This window comes from Brevibacillus thermoruber 423 (assembly GCF_000454065.1).
GTDB classification, from domain to species: domain Bacteria; phylum Bacillota; class Bacilli; order Brevibacillales; family Brevibacillaceae; genus Brevibacillus; species Brevibacillus thermoruber.
Genome location: NZ_KE695651.1, coordinates 327,855 through 352,851 on the forward strand (window position 1 = coordinate 327,855; position 24,997 = coordinate 352,851).

At 58.6% G+C, this 24,997-nt stretch carries 25 protein-coding genes; all 25 read left to right on the forward strand.

Features of this window, described 5'->3' with window-relative positions; genetic code table 11:
• The first annotated feature begins 52 nt into the window (after positions 1-52).
• The gene (ald, locus tag M516_RS0113035; protein ID WP_029099517.1) at positions 53-1,183 is read left to right on the forward strand and encodes an alanine dehydrogenase; all 1,131 of its coding nucleotides are present in this window, start codon (positions 53-55) and stop codon (positions 1,181-1,183) included.
• A 69-nt stretch (positions 1,184-1,252) separates the two neighbouring features.
• Positions 1,253-1,492, forward strand: a complete 240-nt coding sequence (locus tag M516_RS0113040; RefSeq protein ID WP_029099518.1) for a YqzK family protein — start codon at positions 1,253-1,255, stop codon at positions 1,490-1,492.
• An 88-nt stretch (positions 1,493-1,580) separates the two neighbouring features.
• Positions 1,581-2,468 carry a site-specific tyrosine recombinase XerD gene (gene xerD / locus M516_RS0113045; RefSeq protein WP_029099519.1) on the forward strand — a complete coding sequence of 296 codons (888 nt, stop codon included), beginning with the start codon at positions 1,581-1,583 and terminating at the stop codon, positions 2,466-2,468.
• Positions 2,469-2,538: 70 nt separating this feature from the next.
• Entirely contained in the window at positions 2,539-3,714 is a 1,176-nt protein-coding gene (deoB, locus tag M516_RS0113050) for a phosphopentomutase (protein ID WP_029099520.1), read from the forward strand.
• A 36-nt stretch (positions 3,715-3,750) separates the two neighbouring features.
• A complete protein-coding gene (locus M516_RS0113055) occupies positions 3,751-4,560 on the forward strand; it encodes a purine-nucleoside phosphorylase (RefSeq protein ID WP_029099521.1) in 810 nt (269 codons plus the stop codon).
• A 35-nt stretch (positions 4,561-4,595) separates the two neighbouring features.
• On the forward strand, positions 4,596-5,900 hold the full coding sequence (locus M516_RS0113060) for a pyrimidine-nucleoside phosphorylase (protein ID WP_029099522.1): 1,305 nt from the start codon (positions 4,596-4,598) through the stop codon (positions 5,898-5,900).
• 383 nt (positions 5,901-6,283) lie between these two features.
• Positions 6,284-6,754: an Lrp/AsnC family transcriptional regulator gene (locus M516_RS0113065; RefSeq protein ID WP_029099523.1), complete on the forward strand. Its 471-nt coding sequence runs from the start codon at positions 6,284-6,286 to the stop codon at positions 6,752-6,754.
• A 120-nt stretch (positions 6,755-6,874) separates the two neighbouring features.
• Positions 6,875-8,515, forward strand: coding sequence for a peptide ABC transporter substrate-binding protein (locus M516_RS0113070; RefSeq protein ID WP_029099524.1), 1,641 nt, complete (start codon positions 6,875-6,877; stop codon positions 8,513-8,515).
• Between the two features lie 262 nt (positions 8,516-8,777).
• A complete protein-coding gene (locus tag M516_RS0113075; protein WP_029099525.1) occupies positions 8,778-9,710 on the forward strand; it encodes an ABC transporter permease in 933 nt (310 codons plus the stop codon).
• A 6-nt stretch (positions 9,711-9,716) separates the two neighbouring features.
• On the forward strand, positions 9,717-10,631 hold the full coding sequence (locus tag M516_RS0113080) for an ABC transporter permease (RefSeq protein ID WP_029099526.1): 915 nt from the start codon (positions 9,717-9,719) through the stop codon (positions 10,629-10,631).
• 14 nt (positions 10,632-10,645) lie between these two features.
• Positions 10,646-11,641, forward strand: a complete 996-nt coding sequence (locus M516_RS0113085) for an ABC transporter ATP-binding protein (protein ID WP_029099527.1) — start codon at positions 10,646-10,648, stop codon at positions 11,639-11,641.
• Positions 11,642-11,656: 15 nt separating this feature from the next.
• Positions 11,657-12,616, forward strand: coding sequence for an ABC transporter ATP-binding protein (locus M516_RS0113090; RefSeq protein WP_029099528.1), 960 nt, complete (start codon positions 11,657-11,659; stop codon positions 12,614-12,616).
• A 255-nt stretch (positions 12,617-12,871) separates the two neighbouring features.
• Positions 12,872-14,905 (forward strand): methyl-accepting chemotaxis protein, encoded by a 2,034-nt coding sequence (locus M516_RS0113095; RefSeq protein WP_238550975.1) that lies wholly within the window; start codon positions 12,872-12,874, stop codon positions 14,903-14,905.
• A gap of 408 nt (positions 14,906-15,313) precedes the next feature.
• Positions 15,314-16,504 (forward strand): D-alanyl-D-alanine carboxypeptidase family protein, encoded by a 1,191-nt coding sequence (locus M516_RS0113105; protein WP_029099531.1) that lies wholly within the window; start codon positions 15,314-15,316, stop codon positions 16,502-16,504.
• 149 nt (positions 16,505-16,653) lie between these two features.
• Positions 16,654-17,004 carry an anti-sigma F factor antagonist gene (gene spoIIAA, locus M516_RS0113110; protein WP_029099532.1) on the forward strand — a complete coding sequence of 117 codons (351 nt, stop codon included), beginning with the start codon at positions 16,654-16,656 and terminating at the stop codon, positions 17,002-17,004.
• A gap of 1 nt (position 17,005) precedes the next feature.
• Positions 17,006-17,452 (forward strand): anti-sigma F factor, encoded by a 447-nt coding sequence (gene spoIIAB / locus M516_RS0113115; protein WP_029099533.1) that lies wholly within the window; start codon positions 17,006-17,008, stop codon positions 17,450-17,452.
• Between the two features lie 11 nt (positions 17,453-17,463).
• A complete protein-coding gene (sigF, locus tag M516_RS0113120) occupies positions 17,464-18,219 on the forward strand; it encodes an RNA polymerase sporulation sigma factor SigF (protein ID WP_029099534.1) in 756 nt (251 codons plus the stop codon).
• 112 nt (positions 18,220-18,331) lie between these two features.
• Positions 18,332-18,946 (forward strand): stage V sporulation protein AA, encoded by a 615-nt coding sequence (locus M516_RS0113125; RefSeq protein ID WP_029099535.1) that lies wholly within the window; start codon positions 18,332-18,334, stop codon positions 18,944-18,946.
• On the forward strand, positions 18,943-19,362 hold the full coding sequence (locus tag M516_RS0113130) for a stage V sporulation protein AB (RefSeq protein WP_029099536.1): 420 nt from the start codon (positions 18,943-18,945) through the stop codon (positions 19,360-19,362). The genes M516_RS0113125 and M516_RS0113130 overlap by 4 nt, the downstream gene beginning before the upstream one ends.
• A gap of 114 nt (positions 19,363-19,476) precedes the next feature.
• Entirely contained in the window at positions 19,477-19,956 is a 480-nt protein-coding gene (spoVAC, locus tag M516_RS0113135; RefSeq protein ID WP_029099537.1) for a stage V sporulation protein AC, read from the forward strand.
• Positions 19,957-19,968: 12 nt separating this feature from the next.
• Positions 19,969-20,997, forward strand: a complete 1,029-nt coding sequence (gene spoVAD, locus M516_RS0113140) for a stage V sporulation protein AD (protein ID WP_029099538.1) — start codon at positions 19,969-19,971, stop codon at positions 20,995-20,997.
• On the forward strand, positions 20,997-21,347 hold the full coding sequence (spoVAE, locus tag M516_RS0113145; RefSeq protein WP_029099539.1) for a stage V sporulation protein AE: 351 nt from the start codon (positions 20,997-20,999) through the stop codon (positions 21,345-21,347). Before spoVAD ends, spoVAE begins: the two co-directional genes overlap by 1 nt.
• Before the next feature lie 29 nt (positions 21,348-21,376).
• Positions 21,377-22,018 (forward strand): stage V sporulation protein SpoVABEA, encoded by a 642-nt coding sequence (gene spoVAEA / locus M516_RS0113150; RefSeq protein WP_029099753.1) that lies wholly within the window; start codon positions 21,377-21,379, stop codon positions 22,016-22,018.
• A complete protein-coding gene (locus M516_RS0113155; RefSeq protein WP_029099540.1) occupies positions 21,945-23,417 on the forward strand; it encodes a spore germination protein in 1,473 nt (490 codons plus the stop codon). The genes spoVAEA and M516_RS0113155 overlap by 74 nt, the downstream gene beginning before the upstream one ends.
• A 193-nt stretch (positions 23,418-23,610) precedes the next feature.
• Complete coding sequence (gene lysA / locus M516_RS0113160; protein WP_029099541.1) at positions 23,611-24,933, forward strand: diaminopimelate decarboxylase; 1,323 nt, start codon at positions 23,611-23,613, stop codon at positions 24,931-24,933.
• The last annotated feature ends 64 nt before the right edge of the window (positions 24,934-24,997 follow it).

Here is a 24,997-nt window from a genome sequence, read left to right on the forward strand (position 1 = left end):
CCGGTGGCATGATAAGGAAAGCGCAACGCGAGCCACAGGAGGCGGATGAGTGATGATCATCGGGGTGCCAAAGGAAATCAAGGACAACGAAAACCGCGTGGGGCTGACCCCCGCCGGAGTGAGCGCATACAAACAGGCGGGCCATCGCGTGCTGGTCGAGACGCAGGCGGGGACCGGCTCCGGTTTTTCCGACGAAGACTTTTCCGCGGCCGGCGCAGAGATCCTCGGCAGCGCCAAGGAGGTATGGCAGCAGGCGGAGATGATCTGCAAGGTGAAAGAGCCGCTGCCAGCCGAATATGGGTTCTTTCGCGAAAACCTGATCTTGTTTACCTATCTGCATCTGGCGCCGGAGCGGGAGCTGACCGAGCAGCTTTGCGCCAAGAAAGTGGTGGCGATCGCCTACGAGACGATCCAGACCGATGACGGTTCCCTGCCGCTGTTGATGCCGATGAGCGAGGTGGCCGGCCGCATGTCGGTGCAGATCGGCGCGCAGTTCCTGGAAAAGCCGCACGGAGGCAAGGGAGTCCTGCTGGGGGGCGTTCCCGGTGTCACGCCGGCCAACGTGGTCATCGTCGGCGGCGGCATCGTCGGGACCAATGCGGCCAAAATGGCGGTCGGCCTGGGGGCGCAGGTGACGATTCTCGACATCAACGCCAACCGGCTGCGCGAACTGGACGATCTGTTCCAGGGACGGCTGCGGACGCTGATGTCCAACCAGTACAACATCGCGCAGGCGGTGAAGGAAGCCGACCTCCTGATCGGGGCCGTCCTGATCCCCGGATCGCGGGCGCCCAAGCTGGTGACGGAGGAGATGGTCAAGTCGATGTCTCCCGGTTCGGTCATCGTCGACGTGGCGATCGATCAGGGGGGCTCGATCGAGACGGTGGACCGGATTACCACGCACAGTGAACCGACATACGTCAAACACGGCGTCGTCCACTACGCGGTGGCCAATATGCCGGGAGCGGTGCCGCGCACGTCGACAATCGCCCTGAGCAATGTTACAATACCCTACGGCCTGCAGTTGGCGAACAAAGGGTATCGCGCCGCCATCGCGCAAAACCGGGCGCTCGCCCGCGGCGTCAACGTGCTGAACGGCCACGTGGTGTACGAAGCGGTGGCCACATCGCTGAATCTGCCGTATGTGCCGCTGGATGACGCGCTGCACGACCTGCCGGTGTAGCGTTCCGAATGGAGCGGGGGACAGGCGCATATACTGGAGGTAACACGGAAGCGGGGAGGATTGTCATCGATGCGATTTCCGTTTCGGCGGCTGATGGAGATACTCCGGTTTTTCCTCCTGTTCGTTACCTGCACGCTGTTGTCCTACGGGATCATCAGCCTGCTGTCCGACAGGTTCATGCCAGGCGATCCCTACCGCGAACCGCACGGCAATGCCGTCAAAGTGGTGAAGCTGATCAATGCCCAGGGGTCCGAAGATTGGGACGGGTACCTGGCCCGGCTGCAGTTGTTTTACCTGACGGGAGAGTAACGGTCACCTTTTTCGCCGGAAAAAAAGAGGACTTTTCCGCTCCGCGTGGAAAGCATAACAAGACACTTACCTGAAGGGGAACAGCTTCATGGACATGCTGATCGATCAATTCATCCATTTCCTTGCTGTGGAAAAGGGGCTGTCGCCCAATACGCTCGAATCGTATCAGCGGGATATGGTTGCCTATACGGCTTACCTGCAGGAGCAGGGGGTGACCCGTATCGAGGACTCCACGCGGAGCCAGATTATCGGCTATCTGATGACCCTGCAGGAAAAGGGGCGGGCCACGGCCACCCTGTCCCGCAACCTGGCGTCCATCCGGGCCTTTTATCAATTTCTCGTCCGCGACAAATACATAGACAAGGACCCGTCCATCCATCTGGAGACCCCCAAAATCGAAAAGCGCCTGCCCAAGGTGCTATCGGTCGAAGAAGTGGAACGGCTTCTCGACAGCCCGCCGGTCAACTCCCCGGCGGGGCTGCGCGACAAAGCGATGCTGGAACTGCTTTACGCGACCGGCATCCGCGTCTCCGAACTGGTCAACCTGGATGTGAGCGACGTCAACCTGGAGATGGGATTCGTCAAATGCATGGGCAAGGGGTCCAAAGAGCGGATCATCCCGCTCGGCTCCGTCGCCATTCAAATGGTTCGCCACTACCTGCAGGCGGGGCGGCCGAAGCTGTTGAAGGAGCCGGGCGAGACCGCCCTGTTTCTCAACCATCTGGGCAAGCAGATCACCCGGCAGGGGTTCTGGAAGATCATCAAGCGCTACGCGCAGAAGGCCAACATCCGGACGGAAATCACGCCGCACACGCTGCGCCACTCGTTTGCCACGCACCTGTTGGAAAACGGCGCGGATCTCCGGTCGGTTCAGGAAATGCTGGGTCACGCGGACATCTCCACGACGCAGATCTACACCCATGTGACCCGTTCGCGCATCAAGGACATTTACGCCAAAACCCACCCGAGAGCATAGTCTCTCTTTTTTTCCTCGTCAGACGTCTGACGACTGAACACTTGGATGATTGTTGCAGGAGGCGGTTCACATGCCACGTTTTTCTCGAGTCTTTTTAATTGTGATGGACAGCGTCGGAATCGGGGAGCTGCCGGATGCGGCCCGCTTCAACGACGAAGGCGCCCATACGCTGGGCCATATCGCCGAACGCGTCGACGGCTTTGCCCTGCCCCATCTGCAGGCGCTCGGCCTGGGCAATATCGCCCCGCTGCGGAACGTCCCGGCCGCGGAGGCTCCCAAGGCGCACTGGGGGAAAATGAAAGAGATCTCCATCGGCAAGGACACGACGACGGGACACTGGGAGATCATGGGCCTGCATGTGTCCACGCCGTTTCGCACCTATCCGAACGGCTTTCCCGCCGAGCTGATCCGCGAATTTGAGCAGCGGATCGGGCGCAAGGTGCTGGGCAACAAGGTGGCGTCCGGCACAGAGATCATCGAGGAGCTGGGCGAGGAGCACATGCGGACCGGCGACGTGATCGTCTATACCTCGGCCGACAGCGTGTTCCAGGTGGCGGCGCACGAAGAAGTGGTGCCGCTGGAAGAGCTGTACCGGATCTGCCAGATCGCCCGCGAGCTGACGCTGCGGGACGAGTTTGCCGTCACCCGCGTCATCGCCCGTCCGTTCGTCGGCAAGCCGGGGGCGTTTGTGCGCACGGCCAACCGGCATGATTACTCCGTCAAGCCGTTTGCGCCGACGGTCATGAACCGGCTTGTGGAAGCGGGGCTGACGTCGATTGCGATCGGCAAAATCAGCGACATTTACGCCGACGAGGGCATCACCCGCTCCATCCGGACCAAGGACAACATGGACGGCGTGGACCAGCTGCTGAAGACGATGAACGAGGAGTTTACCGGCTTGAGCTTTGTCAACCTGGTCGACTTTGACGCCAAGTTTGGCCACCGCCGCGATCCCGAAGGCTACGGCCGGGCGCTGATGGAGTTTGACGCCCGCATTCCGGAGCTTCTCGGCGCGCTTGGCGACGGCGACCTGTTGATCATCACCGCCGATCACGGCAACGACCCGGTTCACCACGGCACGGACCACACCCGCGAATACGTGCCGCTTCTGGTCTACCACAAGGGCGTTGCACAGGGAAGCGATTTGGGCGTTCGCGGCACGTTTGCCGACGTCGGCGCCACGATTGCCGAAAACTTTGGCGTCAAGGCGCCCGAGATCGGGGAAAGCTTTTTGGCCAGACTGTAAACGGATGAAAGAATTGGATCGAGAGGGGAAAACACGATGAGCAGCGTACAGGAGGCAGTTGCCTACATCCAACCGAAACTGACGGAAAAACCGACGATCGGCCTGGTGCTCGGCTCCGGTCTGGGCGTACTGGCGGACGAGATCGAAAATCCGGTCGTCATCCCGTACCACGAGATTCCCGGCTTTACCGTCTCCACGGTGGTCGGACACAAAGGACAGCTTGTCATCGGCAGCCTGCAGGGCAAGCAGGTCGTGGCCATGCAGGGGCGCTTCCATTATTACGAAGGTCACGGACTGGACGCGGTGGTGTTCCCGATCCGCGTCATGAAACAGCTCGGCGTGGAGACGATCATCGTCACCAACGCCGCCGGCGGGATCAACGAGAGCTACAAGCCGGGCAACCTGATGCTGATTCGCGACCACATCAACATGACGTTCCGCAACCCGCTGATCGGCCCCAACGACGACACACTCGGGCCCCGTTTCCCCGACATGTCGGAGGCCTATTCCAAATCGCTTCGCGCGGTGGCCAAAGAGGTGGCGGCGGAGCTGGGCATCGAGCTGCAGGAAGGGGTCTACGTCGGCCTGCTGGGGCCGAGCTACGAGACGCCGGCGGAGATCCGCATGCTGCGGATTCTCGGAGGAGACGCCGTCGGCATGTCGACCGTGCCGGAGGTAATCGCGGCCCGTCACATGGGGATGAACGTGCTCGGCATTTCCTGCATCAGCAACATGGCGGCCGGCATTTTGGAACAGCCGCTTTCCCACGATGAAGTAATGGAGACGACCGAACGGGTGAAGGCCCAGTTCCTGTCACTCGTGAACGGGATTGTGGCGAAATTGTAGGCAGACAGCAGTACAACAGGTTGAGGTGAAGCAGCATGCGCATGGTGGATATCATTGCGAAGAAACGGGACGGCAAGGAGCTGAGCACGGAGGAGATTCGGTTTCTCGTCGACGGCTATACGAATGGAAGCATTCCCGACTACCAAATGTCCGCCTGGGCCATGGCCGTGCTCTTCCGCGGCATGACGCCGCGCGAGACCGGCGATTTGACCATGGCGATGGCTGAATCCGGGGAGCAGTTGGACCTGACGTCCATCCCGGGAGTGAAAGTGGACAAACACAGCACCGGCGGCGTGGGCGACAAGACGACGCTGGTCGTGGCGCCGCTGGTGGCGGCCGCCGGCATTCCCGTGGCCAAAATGTCCGGCCGCGGCCTGGGGCACTCGGGCGGAACAATCGACAAGCTGGAGTCGTTTGCCGGGTTTCAGGTGGAGCGTACCCGCGAGCAGTTCCTCCAGCAGGTGCGGGACATCGGCGTGGCCGTCATCGGTCAGTCGGGCAACCTGACTCCCGCCGACAAAAAGCTGTACGCCCTGCGTGACGTAACCGCCACGGTGGAAGCGGTGCCGCTGATCGCCAGCTCGATCATGTCCAAAAAGATCGCGGCGGGGGCGGACGCCATCCTGCTCGATGTAAAAGTGGGCAAAGGCGCGTTCATGAAGACGCTGGAAGAAGCGGAGACGCTCGCCCGCGCAATGGTGGACATCGGCAGCCAGGTGGGGCGCAGGACGGTGGCCGTCATCAGCGACATGAACCAGCCGCTGGGCTTTGCCGTGGGCAACGCGCTGGAAGTGAAAGAGGCGATCGAGACGCTCGCCGGAAACGGTCCCAAGGACTTGACGGAATTGGCGTTGGCGATCGGGGCGCGCATGCTCATGCTGGGCGGGCTGGCATCGTCCGTGGACGAAGGGCGCGGCCGTCTGGAGGAGATCATCGCCAGCGGCAAAGCCGTGGATAAACTGGCGCAAATGGTACAGGCACAGGGCGGCGACAAGCACGACGTGTACGAACCGGACCGCCTGCCCAAAGCGGGATTGACCGCACAGGTCACAGCGAAACAGGACGGTTATCTGGCCGGGATCGACGCCGAGACGGTCGGACACGCCTCCGTCGTGCTGGGAGCGGGCCGCTTGACCAAGGAGATGCCGATTGACCTGGCCGTCGGCATCGTGCTGCACAAAAAGCGGGGGGATCAGGTGCGCGCCGGCGAACCGCTGGCCACCCTGCACGCCAACGACGAGCGCCTGCTGCAAAATGCCCTGCAGGAAATGGACGAAGCGTTTGCGTACAGCAGCGAGCAGCCGCCGGAACAGCCGCTCATTTACAAGATTGTGGAATAAAAAGGGAACATGCCTGGAGCCGACCCGTTCGGCGGAACAGGGGGTGCGGTCGATGCCGCACGCCCTGTTTGCATAGAGCGAGAACGGCGGAGAGTGAAGAGCGGTTGCGGTTTTTCCGCGATTCGGATTGAAATGTGCGATTCTCGATAAATTTTTATTGATTAATCAACTGAATTGCGGTTCAATGGAAGAAAAGAGCCTTGCGCAAAAATATAAAAAATTATTTATTGTTAGGAATGAGTTTATAATTTTTTATAATTCTACTTGTCAAATTTCGTTGACACCATTAACAATTGCGTATATTTTTAAGGTGACAGGCAAAATGTTAACGATTTTTTCGAATTTCGTAAAAAACTGATGGAGGTTCTACAAAAATCGTATTTATGAGAAAGCTGGACCATGTTGATAAACAGATCCTGCAGATCCTCCAGGAAGACGGAAGACGACCCTATACCGAAATTGCTCATCAACTTGGCTTGAGCGAGGGCACCATCCGTTCGCGCATCACCCGCCTGTTGCAAGATGGCGTGTTCCAGTTCGTCATTCACCCCGATCCGGAAAAGCTGGGTCTGCACGTTCAGGCCATTATCGGACTGACCACCAAGCTGGGGTCGCAAAACAGCGTGGCCGAGGAGCTGAGCAAGTTTCCCGAGGTGCGGTTCGTGGGTGCGTTCAGCGGCAAGCACGACTTGATCATTCAAGCGTGTTTCCATAATAACGATGAACTCATAACCTTCGTCAACGAGCGCCTCTCGCAAATTGAAGGAATCGCCGCGGCCGACGTGTCGCTGGAACTGAAGCAGTACAAGGATTCCTTCTCTTTCGTTCGTGACGACGAAGTGCCGATCCAGTGAAAGGAGTTGATGCCAGCCGAAGTCATTTGCCGCACTTGTCCATTCGTCGTTTTTGAATTTTCTGAAAAAAGACAAAAAAAGAAACAGACAAAAAAGAACTGTGTATTGGGGGTTATTGCGTTGAAAAAGAGCATTTTTGCACTTGTCAGCTCCATAGCCGTTCTCGGTGCGGCCTTGGCCGGTTGCGGCGGACAGCAAGCATCCACGGGCGACCAAAACGCGCCTGCCGGCCAGCAGCCTGCCGCAAACGCAGAGAAGAAACCGCAGCTTCTGAGACTGAACCTGCATTCCGAGCCGCCGACGGCTGACCCGGGCATTGCGGAAGACACGACGTCCGGTGCGATCATTCAGGCGACGTTCGACGGCCTGACCCGGATTGGCAAGGACGGCAAAACGCCGGAGCCGTCCGTAGCGGAAAAAATTGACGTTTCCGAAGACGGTCTGACGTACACGTTCCACCTGCGCGACAGCAAGTGGAGCAACGGCGATCCGGTAACGGCACATGACTTCGAATACGCGTGGAAGCGCGCGCTCGATCCGAAAACCGCATCCAACTACGCGTATCAGCTCTACTACGTGAAAAACGGCGAAGCCTACAACAAGGGGAAAGCCAAAGCGGAGGACGTCGGCGTGAAAGCGCTGGACGACAAGACACTGGAAGTGAAACTGGAAAACCCGACTCCGTTTTTCCTTGAATTGACCACCTTCAGAACGTATTATCCGGTCAATAAAAAAGTGGTCGAAGCGAATCCGAAGTGGGCGAACGAAGCGAGCACCCATGTGGGCAACGGCCCGTTCAAGATGGAGTCGTGGGAGCACAAGAGCAAGATGGTGCTCGTGAAAAACGACAATTACTGGGACAAGGACAACGTAAAACTGGACCGCATCGAGTTCTCCATGGTGGAAGACGAGACCACCGAGCTGTCCATGTTTGAAAACGGCGAGCTCGACTGGGCCGGCGCGCCGATGAGTTCCCTGCCGACGGATGCCATCCCGGCGCTGAAAGACTCCGGGAAGATGACGACCCAGCCGATCGCGGGCACGTACTGGTACAAGTTTAACACCGAGAAACCGCCGTTCAACAACGTGAAGATCCGCAAGGCATTTGCCTACGCGATCGACCGCCAGTCCCTGATCGACAACATCCTGCAGGCCGGCCAGCTCCCCGCCATGGGCGCCGTGCCGCCGTCGATGGCGCTGAACAAGGACGGCTACTTCAAGGACAACGACGTGGAAACGGCGAAAAAGCTGTTGGCCGAAGGCATGCAGGAGCTGGGCATTTCCAAGCTGCCGACGATTACCCTGTCCTACAACACGCACGAGGGGCATCAAAAGATCGCCCAGGCGATTCAGGACCAGTGGAAGAAAAATCTCGGCGTAGACGTGAAGCTGGAAAACAAGGAGTGGAAGGTGTACCTGGAAGACCTCCACGAAGGGAAATTCCAGATTGGCCGCATGGGCTGGCTGGGTGACTTCAACGACCCGATCAACTTCCTGGAGCTGTACAAAGAGAAGGATGGCGGCAACAACGACACCCGTTGGGAAAACCCGAAGTTCAAGGAGCTGCTGAACCGATCCGCGAAGGAGTCCGGAGAGCAGCGCTTGAAGACCCTCGCCGAAGCGGAAGCGGTCCTGATGGACGAAATGCCCATCATTCCGATCTATTTCTACACCCTTTCCTGGGTGAAGGACGACGATGTAAAAGGCGTTGTGATCGATGGTCTGGGCGGAGTCGACTGGAAATGGGCGTACATTGAGTAAGCGCGATTTCCCCGCCGTTTGAGCGGTTGCCAGACGGAAACCGGTTCTGCAGGGATAAGGTATATGGAACCCCATATACCTTATCTTTTGCGGGCCGGTTCCAAAGAGACAGACGGCAGCAAGCCGATAGAGAGAGAAGATGGGTGCAAGAGATCGAACCAAAGGGTTATTTGCACAGCCGATTTTTGCACTGCATTCCGCGCGAACGCAGTGCAAAGATGGGTCGTGAAAGCAACAAACAATCTGCAAGGGGGTAAGTTTTTTGATCCGTTATCTTGGCAAGCGTATCTTTTTCATGTTTCTCTCGCTTTTCCTGATCGTAACGGCCACCTTCTTCATCATGAAGGCGGTGCCGGGCGGTCCGTTCACGTCGGAAAAAAACGTTCCGGACGAAATTCGTGCCGCGCTGGAGGCCAAATACAAGCTGAACCTGCCGCTGCACGAGCAGTATCTCGATTACTTGAAGGGCATCATCACCTGGGATCTGGGACCGTCTTTCACGGAAAAATCCTCCACGGTCAATGACATGATCAAACGCGGATTCCCCGTGTCGGCACACCTGGGTGCGCAGGCGCTGCTGCTGGCTGTCTTCGGAGGCATTACGCTGGGGGTCATCGCGGCGTTGAAACACAACAAATGGCAGGACTATACCGCCATGGTGATCGCCGTGCTCGGATTGTCTGTTCCCGGCTTTATCCTTGCATCATTTTACCAATATTTCTTTGCAATTAAATGGGGCTGGTTTCCTATTGCGAAGTGGGAAGGGTTTGAATACACCATCCTGCCTTCTCTCGCGCTGTCTGCGATGCCGATGGCGTTTATCGCCCGCCTGACCCGTTCCAACATGCTGGAAGTGTTGAGCCAGGACTACATCAAGACGGCCAAAGCGAAAGGCCTCAATACGTTTACGATTACCGTGAAGCACGCGATTCGCAACGCTCTCCTGCCTGTCATTACCTACCTGGGTCCGCTTGTTGCCAACATTTTGACGGGTGCGTTTGTCATCGAGCGCATTTTCGGGGTCCCCGGACTGGGACGCGAGTTCGTTCTCTCCATCACGAACCGCGACTATACCGTCATCATGGGGACGACGGTGTTCTACTCGATTATTCTCGTCGCGGCGGTTCTGCTCGTAGACATCGCGTACACCCTGGTTGACCCTCGGATCAAGCTGAGTGACACAGGAAGGGAGTAATGATTCATGCAACTGACGAAAGAGCATTTCGAGCCAATATCCGTCGACCTTCGCCAGGCGGAGGAAATCAAGCGTCCCAGCCTCTCTTTCTGGGCGGACGTCTGGCGCCGGCTGAAAATGAACAAGGTGGCCATGGCCTCCCTGATCTTTATCCTGCTGCTGGTCGCCTGTGCCATTTTCATCCCGATCTTCAGTTCCCACGACTATTATACGACCAACCTGGCCGGCAAGAACAAACCGCCGTCGGCCGAACACTGGTTTGGGACCGACGACTTGGGGCGTGACGTGTTCGTCCGCGTCTGGTACGGCGCCCGCATCTCGCTGGAAGTAGGGTTTGCCGCAGCCCTCATCGACTTGATCATCGGGATGATCTGGGGCGGCATTGCCGGATTCTACGGCGGCAAAGTGGATGAAATCATGATGCGCATTGCCGATATTCTGTACGCGATTCCGTACCTGCTGGTGGTCATTCTGCTCATGGTGGTGATGGAGCAGGGGGTTGTGACCATCATCATCGCCCTGACGATTACCGGCTGGATCGGGATGGCGCGGATTGTCCGCGGACAGATCCTCCAGTTGAAAGCGCAGGAATTTGTCCTGGCCGCCCGTTCCCTCGGCGCTGACAACAACCGTCTGATCTTCAAGCACCTGATCCCCAATGCGCTGGGGCCGATTATCGTGACGTTGAGCTTGACCGTTCCGACCGCGATCTTTACCGAGTCGTTCCTTTCCTTCATCGGTTTGGGGGTTTCCGCGCCGGTCGCATCGTGGGGCACGATGTCGGCCGAAGGCTTGGCGGCGATGAAGTACTATCCGTGGCGGCTGATGTTCCCGGCCCTCTTCATCTCCGTTACGATGTTGGCATTTAACCTGTTCGGTGACGGTCTGCGCGACGCCGTAGACCCACGCTTGCGCAAATAGGAGGGATCATCGCAATGGAACGCATTCTTGAAGTGAAAGACCTACATGTCTCCTTCCACACGTACGCGGGGGAAGTAAAAGCGGTACGCGGCGTGAACTTTCACGTAAACAAGGGGGAAGCGGTCGCGATCGTAGGGGAGTCCGGCTGCGGCAAATCCGTGACGGCGCAGACCCTGATGAAGCTGATTCCCATGCCGCCGGGTGAAATCAAAAAAGGGGATATCATCTTTAACGGCGAGAGCATCGTCAAGAAGTCGAACAAAGAGATGGAAGCGATTCGCGGCAAGGAAATCGGGATGATTTTTCAGGACCCGATGACCTCGCTGAACCCGACCCTGACAGTCGGCAACCAGATTATGGAAGGGTTGATCAAGCACCAAAAGATGACGCGCGCCGCCGCCCGTGCGCGTGCCATCGAACTCTTGACCATGGTCGGCATCCCGCAGCCGGAAAAGCGCGTCGACCAGTATCCGCACGAATTTTCCGGGGGGATGCGGCAGCGCGCCATGATCGCCATTGCGCTCGCCTGCTCGCCCAAGCTGCTGATTGCGGATGAGCCGACCACGGCGCTGGACGTGACGATTCAAGCGCAGATTTTGGACCTGATGAAAGACCTGCAGAAAAAGACGGGCACGTCCATCATCCTGATCACGCACGACCTGGGTGTCGTGGCCGAGATGTGCGACCGCGTCATCGTCATGTACGCCGGCAAGGTGATTGAGACGGGAACGGTCGACGACATCTTCTACAACCCGCAGCATCCGTACACTAAAGGGCTGCTGCGCTCCGTTCCGCGCCTGGACCTGAAACGCGACGAGCCGCTTACGCCGATTTTCGGCACTCCGCCGGACCTGCTTCGTCCTCCTGTCGGCTGCGGATTTACCGCCCGCTGCGAATCGGCCATGCGCGTCTGCCAGGAGTACGATCCTGAACTGAAAGAAATCAGCTCGACGCAGCGCGCCGCCTGCTGGCTGCAGCACCCGCTGGCGCAAAACCGCGCAGGATCGTAAGAGGAGGGGTAACCAGTGGAGAAACGCGATACGCTGATTGAAGTGCGCAACCTGAAGAAATTTTTCAAGATCGGTGACAATACCCTGAAAGCCGTAAACGATCTGTCCTTTGAGATCAAGCGCGGCGAAACGCTCGGCGTGGTAGGGGAGTCCGGCTGCGGCAAGTCCACGGCCGGCCGTACCATCCTTCGTTTGTACGAGCCTACGGCAGGCGACGTCCTGTTTGAAGGCCAAAGCGTGATGAAGCTGAACCATCAGGAAATGAAAGCGATGCGCCGCAACATGCAGATGATTTTCCAGGATCCGTACGCGTCGCTCAACCCGCGGATGACGGTGGGCGACATCATCGGAGAGGCGCTGGACATTCACGGCCTGGCATCCGGCCAAAAGCGCAAGGAACGAATCCAGGAGCTGCTTTCGCTGGTCAGCCTGAACCCGGAGCACATGAACCGGTTCCCGCACGAATTCTCCGGCGGCCAGCGCCAGCGGATCGGGATTGCCCGCGCATTGGCCGTCGAGCCGAAGTTTATCGTCTGCGACGAGCCGATCTCCGCGCTGGACGTGTCGGTGCAGGCACAGGTGGTCAATCTGCTGCAGCAGCTTCAGGAAAAGATGGGCCTGACCTACATGTTCATCGCCCACGACCTGTCGATGGTGAAGTACATCTCCGACCGCGTCGCCGTCATGTACCTTGGCAAAATGGTGGAGCTGGCCGATAGTGAGAAGCTATACGAAAAACCGCTCCATCCGTACACCCAGGCGCTGCTGTCGGCCATCCCGATTCCGGACCCGGAAGTGGAGCGCAAACGGGAGCGCATCGTCCTGCAGGGCGACGTGCCCAGTCCGATGAATCCGCCGAGCGGCTGCCATTTCCGCACCCGCTGCCCGAAGGCGATGCCGGAATGCTCCGCTGTCGAGCCGGTTTGGAAAGAAGTGGAACCGGGCCATTTCGCGGCCTGCCATTTATACAACTAGAAACGCGAGGACAGGTATTCCCGATCAATCCGATTGGGAATCCTGTTTTTCCTGACAACACTGCACAATGTGGCCTCTGCGAAACGACCGGGTATCACACCCTGAACGTGTTCGTGGAGGCTTTTTTCTTTACCGCCTGCCTGGCATAATATGGAGCTGCTGATTGAAAAAAGGGGGCTGTTGCTCATGCGGAAAATACGACTGCCGCGTTTTCGAGAAATGCGTTTTCGAGGATTACGTTTTGGAGGAAAGGGAATGTCTCTAAGTTGGCTGCGTGATGCGCCCCGGGTGCTGGGGTCGCTGAAGGAACAGCTCCAGGGGTCCCTCGCCACCAAAATGATTGCGTTTGGCATTATTCTTGTTTTGGTCATTATTGGTTCCCTTCAATACATAGCGCTGTCCCTTTCCAAGTCGACGCTGATCGGGATCACGTCCGCCCAGGCGAAAATGCTGGCGGAACAGCATGCCGCCAGCATGGAAGACTGGATTCAGGACATGATGAACTCTACGCTGGATACGGCGTCCAAGCGCGTAATGACGACGGAGATGGAGCCGCTGATCATGGAGCAGTTCCATCTGCTGCGTCAAAGTCACAAGGAGATTGCGAAAATCTACCTGGTGGATACGGCCAGCGGAAAAGCACTGTACTCGCTTACGGGGCGAAGCGAGACTGATTTCAAGCAGAAGAAGTTCGTTCAACAGGCCGTCTCGACAGCGGCCCCAGTCATCTCGGATGAAGAGATCGTGCAGGGCAGCGACAGAAGCTATCTCTACCTCGCCGCGCCGGTCGGCGAGAAAAACAAGGATACCTCCCGCGTGCTGGTGGTCGGCTTTACGATTGAGCCGATCGTCAGCAAAGTAGAGTCGATTCCGTTCATGCAGGCCGGGTACGCGTTTGTGGTGCGGCCGGACGGGCTGGTGATCGCCCACCACGACCGCGAACACAACGGAAAGCTTTCGCTGGCCGAAAATAGCGACTACGAGGAGATGCTCGAGCTGGCAGGACAAAAGCAAAGCAGCAGCCTGCTGTACGAAGCGGACGGGACGGACTCCTTCGCGGCGCTGGCGCCCATCCCGTCGCTCGGCTGGAGTGTCGTCCTGACCACCGGCACCGACGAGGTGTACGGCGACGTAAACGGCATGGGGCTCTACTTCGCCCTGATCAGCCTTCCCGTCATTGCCCTGTCGGCCCTGCTGATCTGGTGGTTCGCCAAGCGCATCCGCCAGTCGCTGTACGCCATCGCCCAGGACATGGAGCGCATCGGTGCCGGACGGTTTGACGTGGAGGTCGAAGTCAAAGGCAGCGACGAACTGGCCATGGTGGGACGAAAAATGAACGAAATGGTGGCGGAACTGCGCACGCTGATCTCCCTCGTGCAGGGACAAGCCGCCCGATTGAACGCGGCTGCCGACGAGCTGTCGGTTTTTGCGCAGCAAAACAAAGGGGCCATTCAGCTCATTACGGAAAACGTCACCACCATTTCCGAGCGGGTCTCCCTGCAAACGGGCGAGGTGGCGGCGGCCGTCCGAACCGTATCGGAGATTTCCCAAGGGGTGGAACAAGTGGCGGTAGCGGCTGAATCGACGACGCTGGCCACGACACGCACCTTCGAGCGGGCTCAGGACGGGATGGAACTGGTGAAAAATGTCATCTCCACGGTCCGGCAGGCGACCGGTGAAGTGGAGCGGACGGCCCGGCAGATGCATGGCCTGCGCGACCGGGCCCGCCAGATCACCAGCATCGTGGAGATGATCAGAAGCATCGCCTCGCAGACCAACCTGCTGGCGCTCAATGCGGCAATCGAGGCAGCTCGCGCCGGCGAGGCGGGACGCGGCTTTTCCGTCGTCGCCAGCGAAGTGCGGAAGCTGGCGGAGGAGAGCAGCGCCTTCTCCGAACGCATCGCCTCCATCGCCCATTCGATCAACGACGACGCGATGGGCATGAGCACCCACATGGACGAGATCGTCGCGATGGTCGGCGACGGACTGCAGTCCGTGGAGTCGGTGGGCGTCGCCTTCCAGCACATCGTCTCCGACATCCAGTCGGCGGCGGAGCAGAGCGAAGCGATGTCGGCCGCTTCGGAAGAGATGGCCGCCGGCAACCAGGTGGTAACCAGCTCGATGCACCGGCTCTCCGCCATGTCGGACGAGATCAACCAGTCCCTGAGCGGCGTCGTGGAAACGGTCGACGAACAACTGAACGCCATCGCGCGAATCAGCGAAAATGTGGAACAACTGAAAACGCTGGCGGACGAATTGTCGGACAACGTTCGCAAGTTTGTCATCTGAATGCGGTCCCCTTTCGCCCAGGCGAAGGGGGCTTAGTGTGCAGACAAAGACTGCTGGGGGGAGAAGTACGTTTCCGGCATCCGCTCCATGCTCGACCAGCAGAGACGCATAGACTGCACGCTCCGCACCGATTTGCGGGGGATCGCCAAAGTAGCATCGATACGAAGCCCCTTCAGAGGTGGCGCTCCTTTTTCCCGCAAATCGATGCTCCGCTCGGTAGGGCTCACAAGTCGCTCTGCCGGAAACATGCTTCTCCTTCGATACAATCGGTTTGTCCTCAATCTGCGGCTCCCCTTTCGTTCAGGTGAAGGGGGGGCTTTTTTTGTGCCGAAACGCCATTTCCCTCTTGTGAATATTTTCCTGTCCGATTGGTGAGAATAAAACCATGAATGGAGGGAAGGGGATGCTATGAAAAGGACGCTGTATCTGGGTTTGTGTGTGTTCGTCACATGTGTTGCTTTCTTTTCTCCGATGGCGGTGGCTGCCAACGAAAAGCCCGCACCCGATCAAAAGGAGATGAACTTCGCGCCGCGCGCGACGTCCGCCATCTTGATGGAAGCGGATACGGGAACCGTTTTGTTCGAGAAGAACGCGCATGAAAAACTGCCTCCCGCCAGCATCACCAAAGTGATGACCCTGCTTCTGATCATGGAGGCGCTGGATCGGGGCGAGATCAAGCTGACCGACAAGGTTCGCACCAGCGAACGGGCGGCGTCGATGGGGGGCTCGCAAATTTTTTTGCAGCCCGGGGAAGAAATGACCGTCGATGACATGATCAAGGGCATCGCGATCGCGTCCGGCAATGACGCCTCCGTCGCCATGGCAGAGCATCTGGGCGGCACGGAAGAGGCTTTTGTAGCCCGGATGAACGAGCGAGCCAAGCAGCTCGGCATGAAGAATACGCATTTTGTGAACTCCAACGGCCTGCCGGCCCCCGAACATTACTCCTCGGCGATGGACATTGCGATCATGTCCCGCGAGCTGTTGAAACATGAATTGATCACCAAATATACCGGGACCTATCAGGACTATCTGCGAAAAGACTCGGACAGTCCGTTCTGGCTCGTCAACACCAACCGTCTCATCCGGTTTTACGAAGGGGTGGACGGACTGAAGACGGGCTACACCAGCGAAGCCAAATACTGTCTGACGGCAACCGCCAAGCGCAACAACATGCGGGTCATCGCCGTCGTGATGGGAGAACCCGACACCAAGACGCGCAACGCGGAAGTGTCCACGCTGTTCACCTACGCGTTTACCCACTTCAAGGTGCAGTCGGTCTACAAAAAGGGAGAAGTGGTGCAGCCGATCACCGTGGACAAGGGAAAGCATCCGCAGGTGAACGTCATCACGCCGCAAGCGGTCAGTCTGCTGATGAAGCGGGGCGAATCGCCTGATCACTTCACCAGGGAGGTCGTCTTGAATCCGACGGTGTATGCGCCCGTCAGCAAGGACCAGATTGTCGGTCATATCTTCATCCGAACCAAGGAAGGCAAAGAAGTGAGCCGCATTGATCTCTATCCGGAGCAATCGATAGAGAAGGCAGGCATGTGGGAGATTCTCAAGCGAACCACAAAACACGTCTTGATTGGCTACTGAACAGACATCACGATCGCGAAAAGAATCGAGTTGCCACGAATGTGACCTTCGGCTGCTCGATTTTTTTGTTCTTTTGTCGCCTGGCAGGAAATGGAATGGGCCTGGAAGAAAAGAGAGAGAACTACGGGATGAAGGAGAGTGTGTCAGCTATGAGTCTACGCATCGCCACGGAAACCAAGCAGGACGTGCTGGTCGTCCGTTTGCAGGGAGAACTGGATCACCACACGGCGGAAGAACTGCGCAGCAAAGTGGATGAGATCCTGCGCAATCCGCATATACGCCACATCGTACTCAGTCTGGCCGATTTGGCGTTTATGGACAGCTCTGGCATCGGAGTCATTCTCGGCCGATACAAGCAGATTTCCGCCCGCTCCGGCGAAATGGTCGTGTGTTCGATCAATCCGACCATCTACCGGATTTTTGAGATGTCGGGCCTGTTCAAGGTGATCAAGTTCCGCGAAAGCGAAGCGGAAGCGCTGCACGTACTGGGGGTGGCGTAAGATGACCAAGCGCAATTTCATGACGGTGTCGTTTGCCGCACTGAGCCAAAACGAGGCGTTTGCCCGCGTGGCCGTCGCATCGTTCATCTCGCAGTTGGATGTGACGGTCGAGGAGTTGGAAGAAATCAAAACGGTTGTGTCCGAAGCGGTTACCAACGCGATCATTCACGGGTACGACGAAAACGCGGAAGGCGTGGTCCGCATCTCCGTCAGCATCGAAGACGGCCTGGTCGATTTGGTGGTGGAAGACCAAGGTAAAGGCATCGAGGACGTCGATCTGGCCATGCAGCCGCTCTACACCAGCAAGCCGGAACTGGAACGCTCCGGCATGGGCTTTACCATCATGGAAAATTTCATGGACACGCTGGAGGTGGTGACAGCCGTCGGAAAAGGAACCACCGTTCGCCTGACCAAACGCCTTTCGTGTGCCAAAGCCTTGCAAAATTAGGGGTAGTGCCAATGGGTGCCGATATCAAAAATGCCAGTCAGCCCTTTCTGACCAATGATCAAGTAAAAGCATTGATTGCCAAAAGCCAGAATGGAGATGCCGAGGCCCGCGAGCTTCTCGTCAACAGCAACATCCGGCTGGTGTGGTCTGTCGTCCAGCGCTTTATCAACCGCGGCTACGAGGCGGACGACCTGTTTCAGATCGGATGCATCGGCCTGCTGAAAGCCGTGGACAAGTTTGACCTGGCGTACGACGTCAAATTTTCCACGTACGCCGTGCCGATGATCATCGGGGAAATTCAGCGGTTTTTGCGCGACGACGGGACGGTCAAGGTGAGCCGCTCGCTCAAGGAGACGGCCAACAAGGTGCGGCGGACAAAAGACGAGCTGTACAAAGTGTACGGCCGGTCGCCGACCATTTCGGAAGTGGCGGAGGCGGTGGGCATCACGCCGGAAGAGGTGGTGCTGGCCCAGGAAGCGAGCAGGGCGCCGTCGTCGATTCACGAGACGGTGTTTGAAAACGACGGCGATCCGATTACGCTGATTGACCAGATTGCCGACGACGGCGTCAACCGATGGTTTGAAAAAATCGCCCTGAAGGACGCCATCAGCCGGCTGAACGAGCGGGAGCAGCTCATTGTCTATCTGCGCTACTACAAGGACCAGACCCAATCGGAAGTGGCAGAGCGGCTGGGCATCTCGCAAGTGCAGGTATCGAGGCTGGAAAAGCGCATTTTGCAGACGATCAAGGACCAGATTGAGCAGTAAGCTCGTCTGGTCTTTTTTTGTGGCCGCACAAACGTTTTCCCCGACTGCATGACCGGGCCGGCAAACGGCGCATACTAGCGGAAGATCGGCAGGGCACAAAGGAGGGATTGACGTGCAAGAACCTTTGTTTCTGCGACTGCGAAAACGGCTGTCTGTCAAACCGCAGGCGGTGATCACCCTGGGAGACATCTGCCAGCTCTATTGGGACGGGGAGCGGGAGGCGGCATTGGCGAGGATGCCCGTCTATCGCGTTCAGCCGGAAGACGGCGATTTGATCATCATCGATATCATGCAGGTGATTCGCAAGATCCGGACCGCCTATCCGGAAGCCAGTCTGGAGATTCAGGGATCGACGCAGATCATCGTGGAAGTGCTCAACCCGCGGAAACGACCCAAACCGGTGCTGGTAGCCGCGGTATGGCTGCTGCTGTTCGTCGGGTCGGGTCTCGCGATCATGAACTTTCATACGGACGTGAGCATGCTTCAGGTCCATCAGCGGATCCACTACCTGATTACCGGGAAGGCAAGCGAGCAGCCGCTGTGGCTGCAAATCCCCTATTCGATCGGGATCGGACTGGGGATGGTGCTGTTTTTTAATCACTTGTTTAAAAAACGGATCACGGAAGAACCCAGTCCGCTGGAGGTGGAGCTGTTCATGTATCAGCAAAGCCTGGACCAGTATTACATCCAGCACGAAAACAAGGAAAACGAGCGGACCAAATCATGAACGCCTGGCAGTATCTGCTGCTGGTGCTGATCGGACTGGGAGGGGGAGTGGCTGTCGGCAGCGGATTCGTCGCCTTTATCACCGTGCTGGACATCATTCCGCGTCTGACGCAGTTGACCAATGCCCACCGCCACATACGGGCGCTGGAATGGGCGCTGGTGGCCGGGGCCCTCTTTTTTACGATGGCTGACTTTTTTCAATGGGTGGCCCGTCTGCCGCTGGTGACCACCTCTCTGTACGGCCTCTTGGCCGGTGTGTTTGTGGGCACGCTGGCGGCGGGATTGACCGAAGTGCTGAACGTGTTTCCGATTTTGGCGAAAAGGCTGAACGTGGACGAAAAGCTGATCGTCCTGCTGATGGCGATGGTTTTTGGAAAGATCGGCGGTTCGCTCCTGCAGTGGCTGCTTCGCTTGTAATCGAGTGGAAAATACAGCCATTCATAGAAGTGAATAGAAACAGGAACCATATGGATGAACCATTGCATACGGTGGCAGGACCGGCGGCACCTATGATCAGAAGGAGTGAACAAGATGGGGACCAAGACGAAAACGTCCAAATCGATGCCCATGACGAAGCAACTGTATCAGCAGCAGGCGGCCAAATACCAGCCGAAGCGAAACGTCCTGCTCAACTCGCTGCGCGCCTTTTGGGTAGGCGGGGCGATCTGCCTCTTGGGACAAATCTTGCAGAACATCTATATCACCTTTTTCGGGTTTACGGAAAAAACCGCAAGCAATCCGACCGTGGCCACCCTGATTTTTTTGGCCGTGCTGCTGACCGGCTTGGGCGTCTACGACAACATCGGCCAGTATGCGGGAGCGGGCTCGGCCGTGCCGGTGACCGGGTTTGCCAATTCGATCGCCTCGGCCGCGATTGAGCATCGCAGCGAGGGGTTTGTGCTGGGGGTCGGCGGCAACATGTTCAAGCTGGCCGGCTCCGTCATCGTGTTTGGCGTGGTGGCCGCCTTTGTCGCGGGCGTCCTGAAGACACTCTGGAAGATGTTCACGTAAGGAGGACAAACGGTGGGTAGCCAAGCAGCGGAATTCCGGGTCAGCCGGCAAACCTGGCAGTTTACCAGGGACGTGCGGCTTGTGTCTTCGGCGACGGCGGTCGGGCCCAAGGAAGGGGAAGGGCCGCTGGGGACGTTTTTTGACAAGGTGTATGACGACATGTATGCCGGCCAGGATTGCTGGGAGAATGCGGAGCGCCAATTGATGGAGGACGCGGTGCAGTTGGCCCTGGACAAGGCCGGGTTGACCGAACAGGATGTCGACGTGATCGTCGCCGGCGACCTGTTAAACCAAAACATTACCACCAACTTTACGGCGGAGCAGTTGGCCATCCCGCTCCTGGGCATGTACGGCGCCTGCTCCACGTCAATGCTCACCCTGGCGAACGCGGCGGCGCTGGTGAACGCCGGCTACGTCAACCGGGCGATCGCCGCCTGCAGCAGCCACAACGCGACGGCCGAGCGTCAATACCGCTATCCGACCGAATACGGCGGACAGAAGCCGCCCTCTGCCCAATGGACCGTGACGGGGGCGGGGGCGGGACTGGTCGGTATCGGCGGAAACGGGCCGCGCATCACCTATGCGACCATCGGCAAAGTGGTGGACATGGGCGTGAAGGACCCGTTTGACATGGGATCGGCGATGGCGCCTGCTGCCGTCTCCACCCTGCAGGCGCATTTCTCCGACACCGGCCGTACCCCGCGCGATTACGATTTGATTGTCACGGGCGACCTGGCCGCCGTCGGGTATCCCATCGTCAAGGAATGGATGCAAACGGACGGGTATGACATGGAAGGGGTATACAACGACTGCGGCTTGATGGTGTATTCGCCCGACCAGGACGTGTTCGCGGGCGGCAGCGGCTGTGCCAGCAGCGCCGTGGTCACCTACAGCTACATCGTCGACCAGTTGAACAAAGGGCTGCTGAAAAAAGTGCTGGTGTGCGCCACCGGCGCTTTGCTCAGCCCGGTCAGCTACCAGCAGGGCAATTCCATCCCGTGCATCGCCCACGCCGTGGCGTTGGAAGGAGGAGAATCGTAATGGAATACCTCATTGCGTTCGTGGTGGGCGGATTGATCTGCGTCGTGGGCCAACTGCTCATGGACGTCGCCAAACTGACACCTGCCCATGTCATGAGCACGCTGGTCGTCTCGGGTGTCGTCCTGGACTTTATCGGCGTGTACGACAGGTTGATCGACTTTGCCGGCGCCGGAGTCACGGTGCCGATCACCAGCTTTGGCCACGCGCTTTATCACGGGGCGATCAGCGAAGCGGAACAACACGGGCTGATCGGCGTTGTCACCGGCATATTCGAGGTTACCAGCGCAGGGATCTCCGCAGCGATCGCCTTCGGATTCCTGGCGGCGCTTGTCTTCAAACCCAAAGGCTGAAAACGGACGTGAGCGGGACGGTGACCCTCATGGGCGGACAACGGCGAAAAGTCATTCTGGTAACCGACGGCGATCACGTCGCGCAAAAAGCGGTCGAGACCGTCGCCCGGCAGGTCGGCGGCCGCGCAATTTCCCTGTCGGCGGGAAATCCCACGCCCCTGTCCGGCGAACAGATGGTGGAACTGATCAAGATGGCCGCCTCCGATCCGGTGCTGGTCATGTTTGACGACAACGGCGACTTTGGACAGGGCCAGGGCGAACGGGCGATCGAATACGTGGTCCGGCATCCCGATATTGAGGTCCTGGGCGCCATCGCCGTCGCCTCCAACACCAAATGGGTGAGGGGAGCGTCGGTGAGGGTCTCGGTCGACAACCGGGGGCGGATCGTGGACGAGGCGGTGGACAAGGACGGATTTGCCGACGGCTCGCTGGAAAACCGCATTTACGGGGATACGGTGGACGTCCTCAACGCGCTGCAGGTGCCCAACATCATCGGCATCGGGGACGTCGGCAAGATGCAGGGCAGGGACCATCTGCACAAGGGGTGCCCGGTCACATTGACTGCGGTGAAATGGATACTGGAAAGGAGCGGTTCCCATGGCACAGAAAGACGCGACGAAACGGCGCCCCATCTCGGAACGCGTGGAAGAGAACAAGGAGTATCTGAATGAAAAGCTGGGGGTGGGCATCAGTTTTGACGTGGGTGTGCATGAGTTTACCGTGGGCGGCACACGTCTCCTGCTGTACTACATAAACGGCTTTGCCAGTTCCGACATCATCGTCCAGGTGATGCGCGACCTGAACAATTTGAGGGAGCGGGACATGCAGTCCAATGCGCTTGAGCATTTGTACCACAAGTACATCCCGTTCTATCAGTTGACCAAGGTGTCCACCACCGACGAGTTTTTGGACAAGCTGCTCGTCGGCCAAGTGGGGATCATCATCGACCGGTCGCCCGAGGCGATCATCATGGACGCGAAGGTGCTGCCCACCCGTCAGCCGGAAGAACCGGATACGGAGCGAATCGTCCGCGGCGCCCACGACGGGTTTACGGAAACGCTGGTGATCAATACCGTTCTGACGCGGCGGCGGATTCGCGACGAGCGGCTGCGTTTTGAAATCATGCAGATCGGGGAGCGGACCAAAACCGATGTGGCCCTCGCCTACCTCAAGGATGTGGCCAACGAGGAATTGGTCCAGAAGCTGCGGCACCGTCTGCAAAACATCCAGATCGACGGCATTCCCATGGCGGAGAAAACCGTCGAGGAATTCATCATCGGCAAGTCGTTTAATCCGTTTCCCCTCGTCCGCTATACGGAGCGGCCGGACGTGGCGGCGATCCACCTGCTGGAGGGGCACGTGCTGGTCTACGTGGACACGTCGCCGAGCGTCATGATCACGCCCGCCACCTATTTTCATCACGTCCAGCACGCCGAGGAGTACCGCCAAACCCCTGTCGTCGGTGCCTATCTGCGCTGGGTGCGCTTTTTCGGGATTTTCGCCTCCGTCTTTCTGCTGCCGGTCTGGCTGCTTCTGGCGATGCACCCCTCGATGATACCGGATCAGCTCGCCTACATCGGCATCAAGAAAAAGGCGGAAATCCCCCTGCTGGGGCAGTTCGTCCTGGCGGAATTGGGACTCGATCTGATGCGGATGGCGGCGATTCACACGCCGCAGCCGCTGTCGATCGCGATGGGCCTGCTCGCGGCGATTCTGGTGGGGGAAGTGGCCATCAAGGTGGGCCTGTTTGTGCCCGAAGTGATCCTCTACCTGGCGGTGGCTGCAGTCGGCATGTTCGCCACCCCCAGTTATGAGCTGGGGCAGGCCAATCGGCTGGTCCGCCTCTTCCTCATCCTGATGGTCGGCTTTTTTTCCACGACCGGCCTGATGCTTGGCCTGACCGTCGTCCTGGTGGGCTTGGCCTTCACCCGCTCACTGGATACGCCCTACCTCTGGCCGTTCATTCCATTCAACTACAAGGCGATGAAGGACGTGGTCATCCGCATGGCCGTGCCGATGAAAAACAGGCGGCCGAGCATTGTCCGCTCCCCCGATTCCTCGCGGCAGTAGACCAGTCGGGGAATTTTCTGACAATAAAAGCCACGACCCATTGTCAAACGCACTTTATTGTAGTAAATTGAATGGTAAGCCTAACGGATGCTAGGTGGATACGGCAACTGGCGAATCGCGCTCAGTTGCCTTTCTGTATAAAGACACAACGCAACCGCACGGTATGCAGCAGGAGATTGGAGAGGATTTGGGGATGTTTTTGCACGGGACAAGTCGAGTAAACGAATTGGGACATTTGGAAATCGGCGGCTGTGATGTCACCGAGCTGGCTGCCCGGTACGGGACGCCGCTGTACGTGTACGATGAGGCGCTGATTCGCAGCAAGTGCCGGGCGTACATGGAGGCGTTCCGCCAGTCCGGGTTCCGTTTTCAGGTCGCCTATGCGAGCAAGGCGTTTTGCACGATGGCGATGTGCAAGCTGGTGGAGGAGGAGGGGCTGTCTCTCGACGTCGTCTCCGGCGGCGAGCTGTACACCGCCCTGCAGGCCGGGTTTCCCGCCGAGCGCATTCACTTCCACGGCAACAACAAATCAATGGAAGAAATTGTAATGGCATTGGATGCCGGCATCGGCTGTTTCGTCGTCGACAACTTTTACGAGCTGGACATCCTCCGGCAGTTGGGCGAGGAGCGAAACGAGAGGGTGGCGGTGCTCCTGCGCGTGACGCCCGGCGTGGAGGCGCATACGCACGAATACATTTCCACCGGCCAGCAGGACTCCAAGTTCGGCTTTGACGTCAAGAGCGGGCAGGCACTGGACGCGATCAAGCAGGCCCACGAGAGCGCCTGGCTGAACCTGCTCGGCGTACACAGCCACATCGGCTCGCAAATCTTCGAGACGGACGGCTTTATCGTCGCCGTCGAGCGGTTGGCGGAACTGCTGCGAGAAGCAAAGGACCGGTTCGGCTATCTCCCGCAAGTGCTGAACGTCGGCGGCGGCTTTGGCATCCGCTACGTGGAGGGCGACACGCCGCTTCCGCCTGAGGAGTACGTCAAGGCGATCACGACAGCCGTGCGGCAGGAACTGACCGCCCGTGACATCCCGCTGCCGGAGCTGTGGATCGAACCGGGCCGCAGCATCGTCGGAGAGGCGGGCACCACGTTGTATCGCATCGGCTCCCGCAAGGAGATTCCCGACGTGCGCAAATACCTGGCCGTGGACGGCGGGATGACCGACAACCTGCGGCCTGCGCTGTACCAGGCCCAATACGAGGCGGCTGTCGCCAACCGCATGAACGAACCGGCGACGGAACAGGTCTCCATCGCGGGCAAATGCTGCGAGACGGGGGACATGCTGATATGGGATGTCACCCTGCCGCCGGCACAGGCGGGCGACATCCTGGCCGTCACCAGCACCGGCGCCTACGGCTACGCCATGTCCAACAACTACAACCGGATCCCGCGCCCCGCGGTCGTCTTTGTCAAAGACGGCGAAGCGGAACTGGTGGTGAAGCGGGAGAGCCTCGCCGATCTGATCCGTCACGACCTGCTTCCCAAGCGCGCTCAGGTGCTGCGATAAGACAGCGCGTTCAAGCCTTCCCGACATCGGGAAGGCTTTTTGCGTCCCGGCGGGGAATTGTTCA

What these genes read in the sequence shown, in the direction of transcription:
- spoIIAB (WP_029099533.1), top strand. Translation starts at nt 17,006, where the DNA reads ATGACCAAGCGCAATTTCATGACGGTGTCGTTTGCCGCACTGAGCCAA.
- spoIIAA (WP_029099532.1), top strand. Translation starts at nt 16,654, where the DNA reads ATGAGTCTACGCATCGCCACGGAAACCAAGCAGGACGTGCTGGTCGTC.
- M516_RS0113105 (WP_029099531.1), top strand. Translation starts at nt 15,314, where the DNA reads ATGAAAAGGACGCTGTATCTGGGTTTGTGTGTGTTCGTCACATGTGTT.
- xerD (WP_029099519.1), top strand. Translation starts at nt 1,581, where the DNA reads ATGGACATGCTGATCGATCAATTCATCCATTTCCTTGCTGTGGAAAAG.
- M516_RS0113040 (WP_029099518.1), top strand. Translation starts at nt 1,253, where the DNA reads ATGCGATTTCCGTTTCGGCGGCTGATGGAGATACTCCGGTTTTTCCTC.
- spoVAE (WP_029099539.1), top strand. Translation starts at nt 20,997, where the DNA reads ATGGAATACCTCATTGCGTTCGTGGTGGGCGGATTGATCTGCGTCGTG.
- M516_RS0113130 (WP_029099536.1), top strand. Translation starts at nt 18,943, where the DNA reads ATGAACGCCTGGCAGTATCTGCTGCTGGTGCTGATCGGACTGGGAGGG.
- M516_RS0113155 (WP_029099540.1), top strand. Translation starts at nt 21,945, where the DNA reads ATGGCACAGAAAGACGCGACGAAACGGCGCCCCATCTCGGAACGCGTG.
- spoVAC (WP_029099537.1), top strand. Translation starts at nt 19,477, where the DNA reads ATGGGGACCAAGACGAAAACGTCCAAATCGATGCCCATGACGAAGCAA.
- M516_RS0113065 (WP_029099523.1), top strand. Translation starts at nt 6,284, where the DNA reads ATGAGAAAGCTGGACCATGTTGATAAACAGATCCTGCAGATCCTCCAG.
- M516_RS0113085 (WP_029099527.1), top strand. Translation starts at nt 10,646, where the DNA reads ATGGAACGCATTCTTGAAGTGAAAGACCTACATGTCTCCTTCCACACG.
- sigF (WP_029099534.1), top strand. Translation starts at nt 17,464, where the DNA reads ATGGGTGCCGATATCAAAAATGCCAGTCAGCCCTTTCTGACCAATGAT.
- lysA (WP_029099541.1), top strand. Translation starts at nt 23,611, where the DNA reads ATGTTTTTGCACGGGACAAGTCGAGTAAACGAATTGGGACATTTGGAA.
- M516_RS0113080 (WP_029099526.1), top strand. Translation starts at nt 9,717, where the DNA reads ATGCAACTGACGAAAGAGCATTTCGAGCCAATATCCGTCGACCTTCGC.
- deoB (WP_029099520.1), top strand. Translation starts at nt 2,539, where the DNA reads ATGCCACGTTTTTCTCGAGTCTTTTTAATTGTGATGGACAGCGTCGGA.
- ald (WP_029099517.1), top strand. Translation starts at nt 53, where the DNA reads ATGATCATCGGGGTGCCAAAGGAAATCAAGGACAACGAAAACCGCGTG.
- spoVAEA (WP_029099753.1), top strand. Translation starts at nt 21,377, where the DNA reads ATGGGCGGACAACGGCGAAAAGTCATTCTGGTAACCGACGGCGATCAC.
- M516_RS0113060 (WP_029099522.1), top strand. Translation starts at nt 4,596, where the DNA reads ATGCGCATGGTGGATATCATTGCGAAGAAACGGGACGGCAAGGAGCTG.
- M516_RS0113095 (WP_238550975.1), top strand. Translation starts at nt 12,872, where the DNA reads ATGTCTCTAAGTTGGCTGCGTGATGCGCCCCGGGTGCTGGGGTCGCTG.
- M516_RS0113055 (WP_029099521.1), top strand. Translation starts at nt 3,751, where the DNA reads ATGAGCAGCGTACAGGAGGCAGTTGCCTACATCCAACCGAAACTGACG.